Source organism: Jiangella mangrovi (genome assembly GCF_014204975.1).
Taxonomy (GTDB): domain Bacteria; phylum Actinomycetota; class Actinomycetes; order Jiangellales; family Jiangellaceae; genus Jiangella; species Jiangella mangrovi.
In genome coordinates this window covers 5,110,924-5,126,463 of the sequence record NZ_JACHMM010000001.1, presented here as the reverse complement: position 1 = coordinate 5,126,463, position 15,540 = coordinate 5,110,924, and the positions used below count along the sequence as shown (strand labels likewise).

Sequence of the window (15,540 nt, the reverse complement as noted above, 5' to 3'; positions counted from 1 at the left end):
ATGCTACGAGCCCGCGCATATCGCCGGCATATCGAAAACCGGATACGCGCTGACAACACCGCCTTCTCTTGACTCGGGGCATGCCTTCCAGGAAGTCCGCACGCAAGGCGAGGCGCCGCGTCGTCCCGACCCTCCTGACCGGCCTCGCCGCCGTCGTCGCCACGATCGTCGGTGTCGTCGTCCACCAGTCGCTGGAGTCGTCGTCCTCCTCGGCCGCGGCGCCGTTCTCGCCCCTGACGCCGTCGTCGACCGGTGCGTCCTCGTCGGATGTGGCGCCCCCGCCGGACGCGCCGCCTCCGCCGGAGCGCCCGCGCGAGCGCTCCGGCCCCCTCGGCGAGGCGGACGGCGCCGTCCCCGACGACGCCTCGGTCTTCGACGACGAACTCCCGGCCGTGGCGAACCTCGACCCCGACCTGCTCGACGCCCTGCGCGAGGCGGCGTCCGACGCCGAGGACGACGGCGTGCGCATGGTCGTCAACAGCGGCTGGCGGTCTGCGGCGTACCAGGAGCACCTGCTGCAGGAGGCCGTCGCCGAGCACGGCTCGGAGGAGGAGGCCGCCCGCTGGGTCTCCACCCCGGACACGTCGCTGCACGTCTCGGGCGACGCCGTCGACATCGGGCCGACGGACGCCATGGACTGGCTGTCCCGCCACGGCGCCGACTACGGACTGTGCCAGATCTACGACAACGAGCCCTGGCACTACGAGTTGCGCCCCGACGCCGCCGACGACGGCTGCCCGGACCGCTACGACGACCCCACCCAGGACCCGCGCATGCAGTGACGTGGGCAGCCCGCCGGAACCTCCTACCGCTGGTCGCTCACGAGGGCGTCGTCGAAGTTGAGGCCGGCGCCGGCGGTCAGCGGGTCGTCCACCAGCCGCCAGGCGGGCACGGCGAAGTTGCCGACGCCGTAGCGGCCGCCGAAGTGCAGGCCCAGCACGCGGTGAGTAGCCAGGTCGAACACGGGTGATCCGCTGTTCCCGCCCAGCGTCGAGCAGTCGTGGCGCAGGACGACGGCGGGATCGTCGGTGACGGTGGTCCGGCCGGGCTGCAGCCGTTTCACGTTGTAGAGGTCCATGAAGATCCGCCGCATCGGCTCCGGCTCGTTGCGCCGGCCGTCCCAGGCGGGGTAGCCGACGACGTAGACCTGGCGGCCGACGACCTCGTCGGGGGCGACGGCGGCGATGCGCAGCGGCGACGGCAGCGTCCCGTCGCCGCGCGGCTCGACCCGCAGCAGCGCGAGGTCGACGTCGTCGGCGTCGTGGATGCCGACGACCTCGGTGACGGTGAACTCCAGCCGGGCCGCGCTGCCGGCCTCGCGGACGAGGTCGACGGAGGACGCGCGGCCGCCGATGAACGTCCACGCGCCGGCGGTCCCGCGGGCGAACTCGAGCGCGACGTGCCGGTTCGTCATCACCAGGTCGGGGCCGACGAGGAACCCGGTGCCGACCCAGTCGAAGTCGGGATGCCCGGTGACCTCGATCCGGCCGACCCGGGCGATGGAGTCGCGGATGGCGGCCCGCTGCGCGTCGAGCACGGTCCACTCCGCCGGCGGCGTCCCGAAGTCGCCGCCCTGCACCAGCAGCGCGGGCCGGCCCTCGAGGAGCACGATCGCCTCCAGGCCGAACTCCTCGGCGGGCGTCAGTTCCGCGGCCGGGTCCTCGGCCAGCTTCTCCAGGCCGCGGGCGCCGTCGAGCAGTGCCTCGCCCCGGGCCGCGCGGGCGGCCTGCGCCACCCCGGCGGAGGCCGAGCGGACGCCGTCGTCACCCGGCAGCTCGTCGGTGGACTCCGGGAGCTCCAGCTCCGACTCCGCGCGCCGGCGAGCGCGCTCGGCCACGTCACCCAGGTCGGCGAAGACCCGGTCGACATCGGTGGCCACGGGCGATCTGGGTGCCATGACCGTCCCCCTCGTCTCGTGCGCGGGCGCCTACCGCCCGTGCGGTATCTCGTCCCACACCGCGGGGAAGCGCTGCTCGAGGTCGCCGGCGACGGCGGACAGCTGCGTGCCGACGTTGACGTACGAGCTGGGCTTGCCCTGGAACTTGACGTCGACCCGGCGGGCGCCGCGGTGCAGGGCGCACGCCGTCCAGCCGTCGGTCAGCACCGGCGAGCCGGACGAGCCGCGCTGGGTGTCGGTGAAGTAGCGGACGTCGGTGTCGGTGGTGTCGTACACGACGTTGTTGCGCAGCCCGATGCGTTTCGCCTTGCCCTCGGGGTGCTGGATGACGTTGACGGCGACGTTCTCGGCCAGCTCGGCCTTCAGCGGGTCGGCGCGGATCGGGATGGGCGTGCGCCCGGGATCGGCGGCCAGCCGCGCGACGGCGTAGTCCAGCTCCGGCGACCACGCGACGATGCCGCCGCAGGCCGCCTCGACGCCCGCCGCGCCGTCGTCGTCGAAGTCGAAGAGGACGACGGCGTGCGCGGCCTGCAGCGCGAGGTCGGCGTCGGATGCGCGCGGCGCCGGGCCGTCGAGGGCCGACCGCGCGTTGAGGACGTGGTGGTTGGTGATGACGAGGTCTGGCGCGATCAGCCAGGCGGTCCCGGCGTGCGGGTGGGCGGTCCCGCCTCCGGGGTCGGTGCGCGGGGCGCCGTCCTGGTACGGCGGGACGACGAGGCGCCCCACGGCGCGCCCGGCCGCCGTCCCGCCCGCGAGGAACCCGAATGGCACGGTGTCGTCGCCGAAGACGATCTCCTCGGGCAGCTCGGCCTCGGTGGCGGCGGGCAGCTCCGGCTCGCCGGCGGCGGCGCGGGCGACCTGGTCGCGGGCGCGCTCGAAGACCTCGCGCAGCCCGGCCTCGGCGGTGTTGCGGGCGGCGTTGTGCAGCCAGAGCTGGAGCGGGACCCGTCCGTCCACCAGCCGTTCGACGCCGTTCATCCGCATGAGGTCCGACGCGATCTGCAGCGCCGGGATCGGCAGCTGCGGCAGCGTGGACACGTAGAGCGGCAGGACGCCCTGGAACAGCACCGCCCGCCACTGGGGGTCGGGGTAGGCCGCGAGCGCCGCGTCGCGGACGGCGTCGACCTCGGCCGGTGGCAGGTACTCGCTCATGGTGACCTCACGCCCGGTGGCCGGTCGGGCGGCTTGCGCACGGCGGGCGGGAGGTCGGCGGACATCGCGGCGGCGATCCCGGCCCGCAGCGAGCCGCTGTCGTCGCGGACGGTGAGCAGCTCGCGGGCGAGCTCGTCGAGCCGGCCGCTCCGCTCGGCGTCGTGGAGGAGCTTCTCGACGTCGCCGGCCTCCGGCTCCCGCGACCGGTCGGCCAGCGGGTCCGCGACGCGATAGACGACCTCGGCGACGGCGGGCTGCTCGTGCGCCGCGTCGGCGATGGCCCGCGCGAGCGCCGTCCGGGCCGGCGGGTTGTGCTCGGGCAGCCCGACCAGGTCGAGCGCCCGCGCGAGCACCGCGGGGACCGTCTCGCCCACCGCCGCCGCGACCGCCCGCAGCAGCGACACCTGCCCGGCCAGGACCTCCGCGGGCATCTCCTCGACGCGGTGGGCGAGCTCGGTCACGAGGTCGTGCTGGTCGTGGTCCTCCGCTGCGGCCGCCCCGGGGAGCCGGGTCCGCTGCAGCAGCGCGCCGAGAGCGTCGAGGTCGCGGCCCATCCGGGTCGCCGTGGCCTCGGCGAGCGCGAGGTCGTCGTCGGCCCCCTCCACGTCGCCGGACTCGGACGCGATCCGGGCCGAGAGCAGCAGCAGCTCGAGATAGGCGTCGCCGTTCTGCTCGATGCCGGGCTCGGCCAGCGCGTCCGCCACCACCTGCCGGGCCGCGGCGACGTCGCCGGTGCGCAGCAGGGCCTCGGCGCGGACGGCGTGCAACGGGCTGCCGGTGGTCCACGGCCGGCGGGCGGCGAGCAGCGTCAGCGCCTCGGCGGCGTAGCCCTGGGCGAGCAGGTTCTCGGCCTCCTCCGCCGTGCGGTGCTCCCACTCCGCCTGGTCGTCGGGGGCGGCCGGCTCGGCGGGCATGCTGCGCTGCAGCCGGGCCAGCAGCTTGGCGCTGCGCGGCGGCAGCTCGTCCGCGACCCCGTCGAGCAGCGGCGACAGCTCCGGCAGCCAGCGGACCTGGATCGTATGGGCGCCCTGGCCGAGCCGGAGCCGGTGGTAGACCTCCTCGGCCCGGTCCTCCGGCGTCGCGGACGCCGCGTAGAACGCGACGGCGCGGCGCTCGACCTCGCGGCTGGCGTCGGCGCGGTCCTCGGCGACCAGCCGCAGCATCACCCGTCGCACATCGGCGCGGTGGCGCAGCACGTCCGGCGCGACGCGGTCGACGAGGTCGAGCTCGCGGGCGAGCTCCTCGAACAGCTCGTCCGCCCGGCCGGGCCGCGACACGTCGACCCCGCAGACCGGGGCCAGCACCTGTTCGATGAGCGCGGGGGTGATCCGGCGCAGGACCAGGCCCGGATGGGCGAGACGGCGGACGTCGGGGTTGGTGATGTGGTTGAGCAGCCGGTAGTAGAGCACGCCCTGGATGAGCATGTCGTCGACGGCGCCGAACAGCCGTCGGCGCCGGGCCGGCACGTCGCGCACCCAGTCGCCGTCGTCGCCCGCCCGCTGCATGCGCACGGCCACGTCGGCGGCGAGCTGAAGGCTCAGCGGGTTGCCGCCGATGCGCTCGACCAGCGCACGGGCCACCGGCTGCGTGACGCCGAGGGTCCAGAGCAGGTGCACCGCCGCCTCCTCGTCGAGGTCGCCGAGCGTGAGCGTCGGGACCTCGCCGGCGGGTGCAGCGGGGTGGCCGATGGGCGCCCGGCCGGCCACGACCGCGCGGGTCTGCGGGTAGGCGTCGCGCAGCGCGGTGAACATCGCCCACATGCGGTCGAGGATCGGCGAGGCCCGGTACTGCGCCTCCTCGAACGAGTCGAGGGCGACGATGAGCGGCGGCTCGTCGCCGGCCTGTTGCGGGTCGGCCGCCTGCCGGGCGACCGCGCGCCGCAGCGTCCGGCCGAGGGTGTGCGCGGCCTGCGCGTCCTCGTCGCGGCTCTGCGTGTGGTAGCGGTACTTGGCCTCGCGGCCGAGGCTCGCGCGGGTGGTCGCGTAGTCCTCGAGCTCGTCCAGCTCCTCGAACTGCTGGCGCTGCAGCCGGGACTGCGCCCGGGCGGCCGAGCGGAGCTCTTCGAGGGCGTGCGCCTCGTCCGGGTACTGCGCGGCCAGCTGCCGGGCCATCTCGGCGACCAGGCTGACCGGCTCCTGGATGCGCAGCGTCGCGCTCTCGAAGTCGACGTGGACCCAGGGGATCCGCCGTCCGGGCCGGTCGACGTGGTCGAGGAGGAAGCGGGCCATGAGCGTGCTCTTGCCGATGCCGCCGGGCCCGGTGACGACGAGCGGCAGCTCGCCGTTCGTACGGCCGAGCCAGCCGTTCACCGCGTGCCCCGCATCGCCCATGCGTGCCCGCCAGCGCCGGCCCGGCAGCAGCCCCACGTGCCGGCGGAGGACGTCGAGCTCGCGCGCCCGGCCCGCGAACCCGTGCCGCAGCAGCGAGTGCAGCGGCTCGACCAGCCGCCGGTGGTCGAGGAGCCGCTCGATCTCCGCCTCGTCCGGCAGGCCCGTCACGCCGGGGACGAGGGCGAGCCACGAGACCGCCTCGCGGGCGTGGATCAGCGACTCGACGTCGAGGTTCGCCAGCTCCGGCGGCTCGCCGCGAAGATAGCCGAGCGCCAGTCGTTCCGCGGCGTGGTCGGGCGCCGCGGCGATGTTGGCCTCCAGCGCGCGCCGGGCGTCGTCGGGCCCCGCGAACGAGCGCAACGCCGTCGACCGGACGTCGGGGCGCAGCGTCCACGCCGTCCGCGCCCGGCCGGCCCGGGCCGTGCAGTCGTCGACGAGCTGGAACCCCGTCGTCGCCTCCGTCGCCGCCGTCGCGTCCGCCGTCTGCAGGGTCCGCGGGTCGAAGCTGGTCAGCAGCGCGGCCGCCTGCCGGAGCTGCTGCCGCTCGGGCGCCACCTCGGGCTGCGCCGGCTCGGGGGCACGCAGCCGGTCGCGCAGCCGGGCGGTGAGGTCGTCCGCGGACCAGTCAGCCGGCGTAGACATCGAGCACCCCCTCGGCGGCGGTGGCGATCGCGCGCATGTAGCCGGCCCCCTGCTGCCGGCTCGCGTCGGCCGCCGCGAGCACCTCGCGGACGGCGACGTCGACGTGCTCGGCGAGCCGGGCCTCGTCGACGCCGCCGCCGTTCTGCAGGCGTTCGTGCGCCTCGCGCAGGACGACGGTGAAGAAGTCGCGCAGGTCCTGCTCACCGGCCGGGCTGACGGTGTCCCAGACCACCTGCTTCGGGGGGAGCGGCAGGTCCGCGAGGTTGTCGCCGTAGCCGAGCAGCAGCAGCCGCGGCCGGCGCACGCCCCCGGCCAGCGACATCTCCGCGACGACGGACGAGAGCTGCGCGATCAGCTCGACGGCGTCGGAGCCCGGGTCCAGCTCGTCGCACTGGTCGAAGACGAACCACCACCACTGCTCCGGCGTCAGCTGTGCCTGCTGCGCGACCCACAGCGCCCAGTACCGCAGCCGCTTGATCGGGTCGGCGATCGCGTCGTCCGGCAGGCTCTCGCGGGCGATCTGCAGCTGCAGCTCGCGCATGACGTCCGACGCCGTGCTGGACCGGTCGAGCACGACGCGGGCGTAGGCGAATCCGCAGGGCGCGGCCAGGTGCTGGATGAGCTGGTACGTGTAGGACTTGCCGACGTCGCGGTCGCCGATGACCCGCAGCACGATCGGCTGCGGCCGGCCCGGCTCCGGCACGACCATGCGCCGCAGCGAGCCCCGTACCGGCAGCCGGTCGATGAACACCTGGCCCGACCCCGGCAGCACGCGCGCCTGGTACGGGTCGATCTTGTCCAGCGCCTCCTTCTCGCCGCGCAGCCGCTCGAGGTACTCCGTCAGCTTGGCCAGTTCCGCCGGCTTCGCCACCTGGATCGTCGGCAGCCGCGCCAGCACGCCGAGCAGCCGGATCGACAGCGGCTCGTCGTCGGCGGGGGAGGAGCCTCTCGCCAGGTTGACGATCATGCGCGCGTTGTCGCTGGCCACGTTGGTGACGTGCCAGTTCCCGATATCCTCGGGGAAGTAGGTCTTGAGCGTCTGGAACGGGTTGTCGGTGCCCACGAGGTCGTCGAGGACGAGCTGACAGACCAGGTCCCACTCGTGTTGGTCCAGTGGCATCGTGGACCGCCCCCTTGATGCCCTTCTTACCGACGCTGCTCTCTGTCGCCGCTGCTGATCGCGAACGACGCCTCGCCGAACCCGCCGACGGTCAGGTACGCGACCACCAGCGCGACGACGGCGATGACCCCGCCCAGCCCGACCGCCCACCCGGCCGCGCCGTTGCCGTCGTCGGCCCGCGCCACCGCCCACCAGGTCAACGCGAGCGCCGTCGCGCACGTGAGCAGCGAGAACACGAACAACACGACCCGCCACCGCGGACCCAGCCAGGCCGGCTGACTGGCCGACACCTCGACCCCGGGGAGGACCTGACTCAGGCCCTCCTCGTGCCCTCCCGCGCCGTCGTGCGTCACTTCCTGATACCGCTGCCACACGTCGCGGCGCACGTCTTCGTACGCGCCCATGGCGCCCCCCAGAACGATCTCATCCCCATTGTGAACCCGGAGATCGTTCCTGGTAACCCCTCGGCTACCCTTACTCACGCTGGGGTGTCCGACGTTGCGAGGATAGAATCCTCGTTATGTCGGACATCGATCACGACCGGATCTATCAGCAGGCGGAGGCGCAGGCAGGCTACTTCACGGTGGCTCAGGCGGCCGAGGCCGGTATGGACCCGAGCACCCTGCGCTACCACGCCAGGCCGGGCGGTCGGTATGCGCGGGCGCGGCGCGGCCTGTATCGGCTCAGGCACTTCCCGACGAGCCCGACCGAGCACATCGTGGCGGCTTGGCTTCCGCTGCAGGGGGCGGAGGCTGTCGTGTCGCACGCCAGTGCGCTGGAGCTGTACGAGCTGTCCGACCTGATTCCCGATGCGGTGCACGTGTCGGTACCGCGGGCCAAACGGGGCCAGCGGCCGCGCCCGGGGGTGCGGATCCACACCCAGACCCAGCCCTTCGGTGCCGGTGAGGTCCGCATGGTGGCTGGAGTGACCGCGACCAGCCCGGAGCGAAGCATCGTCGACACCCTCGACGACGGGGGACAGCCCGACCAGGTGGAACAGGCGATCACGGCGGCGCTCCGCAGGGGGATCGCCACGCGACGTCGGCTCAGGGCGGCTGCCGAACACCGTTCGAGCCAGGTGCGCTCCTTCGTGGCCGACGCGATGGCTCGGGAGGCGTCGTGAGGTATGCGACCTCGCCCGCCTTCCGCCGCGCGCTGGAGGATCGCCTGAAGACGGGAGCGGACGGCGACGGTGCGCGCCTCGCCCGCGACCGCAAGCGGATCGTCTTCGATCGTATGCTCGCAAGGCTCGTGGCGGTGGCGCCGGAGCAGTGGGTGCTCAAGGGCGGATTCGCACTGGACCTCCGCCTCGACGATCGGGCACGGTCCACCAAGGACATCGACCTCGCCTGGATGGTCGATGCGGAGGAACTCCTCGACGTGTTGATCGAGGCGGCCACTCACGATCTGGGCGACTACTTCAACTTCGCCGTGGAGCGGACGGACGACTCGCCGGAGCGGTTCGGCGGAACCGTCCGGTTCCGGGTCTCGGCGGACCTCGCGGGCCGCCCGTTCGAGACCTTCGTCGTCGATGTCGGCGCCGGCCTCGACGACGTCGGCAGCGACGTCGTGATGACCCCGGATCTCCTCGGTTTCGCCGGCATCGCGCCTGTGGCCGTGCCGGCCATCTCGCTTGAAGGTCAGGTGGCCGAGAAGCTGCACGCGTACACCCGCAGCTACGAGGGCGGCCGGGTGAGCAGCCGTGTGAAGGATCTCGTCGCTCTCGTCCTGATCGCGCAGTGGTTCACCCTCGACGGTGGCGCTCTTCGACACGGCGTGAACACGGTGTTCTCCGGGCGGGCCCTACACCGGCCGCCACCGCGTATGCCATCTCCGCCCGAGCAATGGCAGGCGCCGTATCGACGGCTCGCCGACGCCGTCGGCCTCGATGGCGACATCGATCGCGGACATGACATCGTGTGCGTGATGCTCGACCCGATCTTGGACGGACGCCTCCGATCCGGGGAATGGTGCCCCGATCTCGGGCAGTGGGCCGACGGCAACGGGAGGCGACGATGACGATGTCCATCGAGGGGTGGCTCGAGGGCTACCGCGAGGCGTGGGTGCGGCGCGACCCGGCGGCGGCCGCGGCGCTGTTCACCGAGGACGCCACCTACCAGGAGGAGCCGTACGCCGAGCCGTTCGCCGGCCACGACGGCATCGCCGGCTACTGGTCCGAGGCCACCGCGACGCAGAGCGACATCGAGGTCCGCTACGGCACGCCGCTCGTCGTCGGCAACCGGGTCGCCGTCGAGTGGTGGACGACGCTGACCAACGCCGGCAGCGACGTCACGCTCGCAGGGTCGTTCCTGCTCCGCTTCGCCGACGACGGCCGCTGCAGCGAGCTGCGCGAGTACTGGCACGCCGGCGGCGGCCGGCGCGAACCGTCCGCGCACTGGGGCCGCTGAGCCTGTACATGGAACGCAGTGCCATGTCAGGGTGCTGCGATGAGCGAGCCGACGCTGCACCTCGACGACGACGGCGTCCGGGTGGCGGCCGCGTCGTACACCTGGACGTGGGACCGCGCGAGCGACCTCGTGACGCTGGCCGACACCCGCGGCCGGACCATCGTGACCGGGCCGCTGCAGCCGGCCGTCGTCACCACCGGCGGCGCCACCACCGGAAGCCAAGGTTGGTCGCCGGGTGAGGTCGACGGCGTCGAGGCGGGGGCCGACGGGGTCACCGTCGGCTATGCGAAGGTCAACGGCGGCGACGCACTCACCGTCCGCTGGCGGTTCGAGGCCGAGCGGTGCTGGCTGGGCCCGGTCACGGTGACGCTGTCCGGGCCGGCCGACGTCGTCTCGCTGCACTGGTTCGCGCGCGCCACCGGAGTCGAGACCGACGAGCCCGCCCCCGGCCTGCACTGCCGCTACCTCGTCCACCCGGGCGTGTCCGGATCGGGCGTGGTGAGCCCGCTGATCCACACCCAGTCGAAGCTCGACACGACGACCTGGCTGGGTCGCGGCGGGGGCGGCATCGTCCGGCCGCGGCAGCAGTGGGGTCTGCCCGTGCACTACGTCTGCGGCCTCGGGTCGACCCCGCACCCCGTCGAGCCCGGTGCGCTGACCACGGGACTGAGCGACGCGTTCTGCCTCGGCCTGGGCGCGTTGCCGGCCGGTGACCTGCTGCTGCGCTTCCGCGACGAGCGGTTCTCGCCGGTCCTGCAGCTGCGCGGCGACCTGTGGGGGCACCTGCGCGGGCCGGGCACGTTCGAGCTGGGCGCGCCGCTGGTGTGGACGGTCGGCGCCGACTACACGGAGGCGATCCGCGGCTACCAGCGTGCGCTCGTCGAGACCGGAGCGGTCGCCGTCGTGCCGCCGTCGCCGCGCAAGGAAGCCGCGGCCACCGCGTCGCAGTACAACACGTGGGGCGCGCAGCTCGCCGCCGGCCGGGCGTCGCAGCGGTTCGACCAGGAGGCGCTCGACACCATCGACGCGCAGCTCGTCGCGTCGGGCCTGGACGTCGAGATGGTCGTCGTCGACGACAAGTGGGAGGGCGAGTACGGACGGCTCGAGCATGCGGCCGACCGGTTCCCGGAGTTCGAGGCGACGCTGGAGCGGATCCGCGGGCGCGGCCAGCTGGTGGGGCTGTGGGCGGCGTTCCTGCGCTGCGACGACCCGGCGACGCACGGGCTGACGACGGCGGACCTGCTGCGCGGGCGCGACGGCGAGCCGATCGTGCTCGGGCCGGCAGAGGCGCCCTATTTCCTCTTCGACGTCACCCGCGCCGGCGTGCGCGACGTGCTGCGGCAGCGGATCGCCGCGTTCGTCGCGCGGTACCGCCCGGCGCTGGTGAAGTTCGACTTCGGCTACGAGATCCCGGACCTCTCGATCTGCGCGCCGGCCGACCCGGCCTACGGCGGCGAGCGGCTGCTGGGCCTGGCCCTCGACGTCGTCGTCGGCGCCCTGCGCGAGGCCGACCCGGACGTCGTCGTCATGTACTACGCGCTCTCGCCGCTGTTCGCGCCCTACACGGACGTCCACAGCGTCGACGACCTGTGGCTGAACGCGCACGAGTACCACGCCGAGGCCGGCCGGCGGATCTTCTTCAGCCGCCTGCTCGCCGACCTCGGCGTCGTCACGTACGGCTCCGGCGGCTACGACTGGGTGCACCAGCCCGACATCTGGCTCGACTCCGTCGCCGCCGGTCCGCTGGGCATGCTCGGCGCGTTCACCCGCGACCTCTCCGACAGCACCTGCCCGCCGTCGCACGTGGCGCTGCACACCGGGCTGTCCCGGCTGTCGCGGCGGAGCACGCGCTTCCGGCTCGACGGTGTCGGCTGCGAGCCGGGTGGCGGGCTCGGCCCGGTGACCGGCGCGCGGTCGTCGTCGTGGGTGCGGCTCGAGGACGGGGTACCGGTGCTGGTGGTGCTGCGCCCGCACGCGTACTTCGGAGCGCCAGGCGTACCCGAGCACGGCGGGCTGGTCGCGACCGACGTCGACGTGGCGGTCGGGATCCTGGGCGACGACGGGGGCGACGGCGGCAGCGGCGGCCTCGCGGGGGCGCGGCGGATCGGCGTGGTCGCCCGGCACGCCGGCCGCGTCGTCCTCCCGTTCGTCGCCGAGGGCGAGCCGGTCGCCGTCGTCGTCCACACCCTGAGCGGCGAGAGGGCCGAGTCGGAGCGACGCGGGACGGCGGACGGCCTGGTCCTCGACCTGCCCGCCGAGGTCGACGGCGACCTCGTCACCTGGGTGGAGCTCACCCGCGGCTAGGGCCGTCCGTACAACCGGGCCGTCAGCGGGGCGAACACGGCGGTGACGGCGGCCGCCTCGGCCAACGCAAGGGCGACGTCGGCGCCGGCCGGGTCGCCCGCCAGCAGCGTCCGCACCGCTGTCACCAGGTGCGAGACCGGGTTGACGTCGACGAACGCGGCGACGGCGGCGGGCAGGGTCGCGGGGTCGACGAACACGTTGCTGACGAAGACCAGCAGGAAGATCGCCATCATCCCGATGCCCTGGACCGCACTGGCGCCCCGCACGACCAGCCCGAGCGTCGTGAACAGCCAGGACAGCGCGAAGGCGAACACCGTCACGAGCAGCGCCGCGGCCAGCACGCCGAGCAGGCCGCCGCCGGCGTCGAAGCCGAGCAGCAGTCCGGTGACGAGGATGACGGCGGCGGTCGCGAGGTAGCGGACGGAGTCGGCGACGACGGCGCCGACCAGCGGCGCGGCCCGCCAGCTGGGGAGCGAGCGGAACCGGTCGACGACGCCGGCCGCACGGTCGGCCTGCAGGATGACGCCGCTCGCCACGGAGGTCAGGAGCACGCCCATGACGAGGATGCCGGGCAGCAGAAATTGCAGGTAGTCGCCGGTCGTGCCGGAGATCGCGCCGCCGAACACGTAGGTGAACATGACCAGCAGCAGGATCGGCCCGATGGTCACGTCGATCAGCTGTTCCGGGACGTGGCGGACCTTGAGCAGGCCGCGCCAGGCGTAGGTGGCGGTGGTCGCGACGGCGCCGGCGCGCGGCGGGCGAGGTCCGGCGGCGATGAAGGCGTCGGCGCTCATGTCCGTGCCTCCTTCCTGGTCAGGGCGAGGAAGACCTCGTCGAGGCTGGGCTGGTCGAGCGAGAAGGCGATGACCGGCGCACCGGTCCGGGCGAGTTCGGTGAGGACGGTGGTGGCGCGGGCGGGATCGTCGACGGCGGCGGTCAGGCTCGCGCTGCCCGGCTCGTGGACGGTGTCGAGGCCGAACGCCGTCCGGAGCGTGCCGGCGGCGACGGTCGCGGCGGCGCCGTCGTCGAGGCGGAGGTGCAGGCGGGCCGCGCCGACCGACGCCTTCAACTCGGCGGGCGTGCCCTCGGCGACGACACGGCCGTGGTCGACGACGGCGACCCGCTCCGCCAGCGCGTCGGCCTCTTCGAGGTACTGCGTGGTGAGCAGGATCGTGGTGCCGTGCGCGGCGAGCGCCCGGACCGTCCGCCACACGTCGGCGCGGCTGCGCGGGTCGAGCCCCGTCGTCGGCTCGTCGAGGAACAGCAGGTCCGGCGTGACGACGATGCTCGCGGCGATGTCGAGGCGCCGCCGCATGCCGCCGGAGTAGTGCTTGACCAGCCGCGTCGCCGCCTCGGTGAGGTCGAACGCCGTCAGCAGCTCGTCGGCCCGCGCCCGCGCCGACCGGCCCGGGTGCCCGAGCAGCCGCCCCAGTAGCACGAGGTTCTCGCGGCCGGTCAGGTCCTGGTCGACCGACGCGTACTGGCCGGTCAGCGCGATCCGCTGACGCACGGCGTCGGCCTCGCGGCGGACGTCGTGGCCGAGCACCCGCGCGACGCCGTCGTCGGGGGTGACCAGCGTGGCGAGGACCCGGACCGCCGTCGTCTTGCCGGCCCCGTTCGGCCCCAGCAGCCCGTACCCCGTGCCGCGCCCGACTTCCAGATCGAGCCCGTCCAGCGCGGTGACCGCGCCGAACCGCTTGCGCAGCCCGGCCGCCTCGATCGCCGCTTCCATGGCGCCTCCTCAGTTTCGGTACCACAATCATAATGAAGTAACTTCACTATATGATGACGCCGATTCCTTACCCAAGTCGGGGTGGGCGGTCAGGTGCGCAGGGTCTGGCTCGGCAGCTGGCCGTAGAGCCGGCGGTACTCGGCGGCGAACCGGCCGGGCTTGGCGAACCCCCAGGTCGCGGCGATCCCCGCGACCGTCGCGCCTGCGCCGGGGTCGGCGCCCTGGAGCTCGCGGTGGGCGTGCTCGAGCCGCACCCGGTGCAGGTAGGCGAGCGGCGACGTGTTCAGGTGCCGGGCGAACGCGTACTGCAGGGCCCGCGCCCCCACGCCGGCGGCCGCCGCGATGTCGGCGAGGCCGATCGGAGTGCCCGCGTGAGCCTCGATGTACGCCGTCGCCCGCCGTAGAGCGCGTGGCGCGACGTATCCCGGGCCGGGCACGTACGCCGTCGTCATCGCGGTATTCGGGAAGGTCGCGAGCGCCGCTGCTGCCGCCGTCCGCACCATCTCCTCCGCGATCAGCGGGTGGGCCGCGGCGGAGTCGTCGGCCATGAGCTCGCGGCCGACCATCGCGCACACGTTGCGGAAGTACTGGCCGAGCCGCGGGGTCACTGGCAGCATCGACTCGAACCGCAGGTCGGAGGGGTCGATGCCGAAGCGTTCGGCGGCGAGGTCGGCGGCGGCCGAGATGGGCAGCCGGAGGATGCCGGCGTCGAGGTCGAGCCACTGGGCGGTCACGGGGGAGCCCGGCGGGAACAGGATGACGTCGCCGGCGATGGCGCGATGGTCCTCGTCGCCGATCGAGACGGCGAACACGCCGTGCAGGACGGACATCGCGAACAGGTAGCCGAACGGCTCGGTCGCGGTGCGGAAGTTGACGGTGACGTGGACGCGGTCGGCGCCGAGTGTGCCGCCACGGACCGCGGCGCGCGCGGACACCACCCGGAACTCCGTGCCGGCGTGGTCGCGGCCGAGGCGCGGCTCGTGCCCGATGTAGATCTGCCGGATGACCTCGGCGGACTCGTTCATGGTCCGCGCGACGACGACGTCGCGCTCGATCGGCACCGTTGCGGAGCCGTTCACCATGAGCCACTCCAGGGTCCGGCCACGGGGACCCGGGTCGGACGCCGCGTCACCGACCGGTCGCCGGCCCGTCCGCCCAGCGTACGCACGTTCTGCCCGGAATGCGCAAGGTTCGGGGCATACGTCGTTCCGGCGTGGCGCGGGGCGGGGCTAGGTTGCGGTTGCGGCCGGTGCGAGGTTTCGGGGGATCTGTGCCGGCCGCCACGTGACCCGAGGCGTTCGAGAGGCGGCCTCGGGTCGTTTGGCCCCCGGTCGCGGTCGGCGTCTGCCGGGCCAGGGGCGCGACCGGGGGCTCACGGATCCCGCCGCCGGGCCTCAGTCGTCCTCCCGCCCACGACCTGCAGCCCGGCGGCGGTCCGGAAGTCTCGCCTGCAGAGCGGCGGTCGCATCGGCGACGGCGGCCAGCTGCTGCACCGTCAGGGCGTCGACGAACAGCTCGCGCACGTCGTGCAGGTGGGTGACCGACGAACGGCGGAACGCGTCGGCCCCGGACGGCGTCAGCACGACCCAGGCGCCGCGGTTGTCCGTCTCACACGGCTCGCGGCGCACGAGGCCGCGCCGCTCCATGCGGCCCAGGTGGTGCGAGAGCCGGCTGCGCTCCCAGGCGACCTCGTCGGCCAGCTCCGACGACCGCAGCCGCCGCCCGCCGGCCTCGCTCAGCGCCAGCAGGACCGCGTAGTCGCCGGAGGAGAGGCCGGACGCGGCCTGCATGCGCGATCCGAGCACGGACCGCAGCTCCGCCGTCGTCTCGACGAACGCGCGCCAGACCCGCAGCTGCTCCGTCGTCGGGCCCCGCCGGGAGGTGCGCCGCGTCACGTTCGTCATCTCGAGCCTCCTTGTTGACATGTCAACCATAGCTCGGAATAATTGACATGT

The 15,540-nt window shown here is 73.9% G+C and carries 14 protein-coding genes; 5 read left to right on the top strand and 9 right to left on the bottom strand.

What is annotated here, in order from left to right:
• Window positions 1–80 precede the first annotated feature (80 nt).
• Complete coding sequence (locus HD601_RS23730) at window positions 81–782, top strand: M15 family metallopeptidase (protein WP_184826071.1); 702 nt, start codon at window positions 81–83, stop codon at window positions 780–782.
• A 23-nt stretch (window positions 783–805) separates the two neighbouring features.
• Here HD601_RS23730 and HD601_RS23725 read toward each other — a convergent pair whose 3' ends face one another.
• From HD601_RS23725 to HD601_RS23705, 5 genes are read right to left on the bottom strand one after another with little or no spacing between them, the layout of a single operon-like run.
• Window positions 806–1,897, bottom strand: a complete 1,092-nt coding sequence (locus HD601_RS23725) for a trypsin-like serine peptidase (RefSeq protein WP_184826069.1) — start codon at window positions 1,895–1,897, stop codon at window positions 806–808.
• A 30-nt stretch (window positions 1,898–1,927) separates the two neighbouring features.
• Window positions 1,928–3,049 carry a trypsin-like peptidase domain-containing protein gene (locus HD601_RS23720; protein ID WP_184826068.1) on the bottom strand — a complete coding sequence of 374 codons (1,122 nt, stop codon included), beginning with the start codon at window positions 3,047–3,049 and terminating at the stop codon, window positions 1,928–1,930.
• Complete coding sequence (locus HD601_RS23715) at window positions 3,046–6,021, bottom strand: P-loop domain-containing protein (protein ID WP_184826067.1); 2,976 nt, start codon at window positions 6,019–6,021, stop codon at window positions 3,046–3,048. Before HD601_RS23715 ends, HD601_RS23720 begins: the two co-directional genes overlap by 4 nt.
• Window positions 6,005–7,141: a hypothetical protein gene (locus tag HD601_RS23710; protein ID WP_184826064.1), complete on the bottom strand. Its 1,137-nt coding sequence runs from the start codon at window positions 7,139–7,141 to the stop codon at window positions 6,005–6,007. The genes HD601_RS23715 and HD601_RS23710 overlap by 17 nt, the downstream gene beginning before the upstream one ends.
• Before the next feature lie 26 nt (window positions 7,142–7,167).
• Window positions 7,168–7,545, bottom strand: a complete 378-nt coding sequence (locus HD601_RS23705; protein WP_184826062.1) for a hypothetical protein — start codon at window positions 7,543–7,545, stop codon at window positions 7,168–7,170.
• Between the two features lie 116 nt (window positions 7,546–7,661).
• On the opposite strand from HD601_RS23705, the gene HD601_RS23700 reads away from it, so the two are divergent.
• The 4 genes from HD601_RS23700 to HD601_RS23685 are packed head-to-tail and all read left to right on the top strand — an operon-like array spanning window position 7,662 to window position 11,853.
• Window positions 7,662–8,264 (top strand): type IV toxin-antitoxin system AbiEi family antitoxin domain-containing protein, encoded by a 603-nt coding sequence (locus HD601_RS23700; RefSeq protein ID WP_184826060.1) that lies wholly within the window; start codon window positions 7,662–7,664, stop codon window positions 8,262–8,264.
• The gene (locus tag HD601_RS23695) at window positions 8,261–9,160 is read left to right on the top strand and encodes a nucleotidyl transferase AbiEii/AbiGii toxin family protein (protein WP_184826059.1); all 900 of its coding nucleotides are present in this window, start codon (window positions 8,261–8,263) and stop codon (window positions 9,158–9,160) included. Before HD601_RS23700 ends, HD601_RS23695 begins: the two co-directional genes overlap by 4 nt.
• Window positions 9,157–9,549 (top strand): nuclear transport factor 2 family protein, encoded by a 393-nt coding sequence (locus tag HD601_RS23690; protein WP_184826057.1) that lies wholly within the window; start codon window positions 9,157–9,159, stop codon window positions 9,547–9,549. Before HD601_RS23695 ends, HD601_RS23690 begins: the two co-directional genes overlap by 4 nt.
• A 39-nt stretch (window positions 9,550–9,588) precedes the next feature.
• Window positions 9,589–11,853, top strand: coding sequence for an alpha-amylase family protein (locus HD601_RS23685; RefSeq protein WP_184826055.1), 2,265 nt, complete (start codon window positions 9,589–9,591; stop codon window positions 11,851–11,853).
• Here the strand turns inward: HD601_RS23685 and HD601_RS23680 are convergent.
• From HD601_RS23680 to HD601_RS23665, 4 genes are all read right to left on the bottom strand, one after another.
• Window positions 11,850–12,647: an ABC transporter permease gene (locus HD601_RS23680; RefSeq protein ID WP_184826053.1), complete on the bottom strand. Its 798-nt coding sequence runs from the start codon at window positions 12,645–12,647 to the stop codon at window positions 11,850–11,852. The two genes, HD601_RS23685 and HD601_RS23680, sit on opposite strands and share 4 nt — an antisense overlap.
• Window positions 12,644–13,585, bottom strand: coding sequence for an ATP-binding cassette domain-containing protein (locus tag HD601_RS23675; RefSeq protein WP_184826051.1), 942 nt, complete (start codon window positions 13,583–13,585; stop codon window positions 12,644–12,646). Before HD601_RS23675 ends, HD601_RS23680 begins: the two co-directional genes overlap by 4 nt.
• An 89-nt stretch (window positions 13,586–13,674) precedes the next feature.
• On the bottom strand, window positions 13,675–14,667 hold the full coding sequence (locus HD601_RS23670; protein ID WP_184826049.1) for an AraC family transcriptional regulator: 993 nt from the start codon (window positions 14,665–14,667) through the stop codon (window positions 13,675–13,677).
• 312 nt (window positions 14,668–14,979) lie between these two features.
• On the bottom strand, window positions 14,980–15,489 hold the full coding sequence (locus tag HD601_RS23665; protein WP_184826047.1) for a MarR family winged helix-turn-helix transcriptional regulator: 510 nt from the start codon (window positions 15,487–15,489) through the stop codon (window positions 14,980–14,982).
• Window positions 15,490–15,540: the final 51 nt, after the last annotated feature.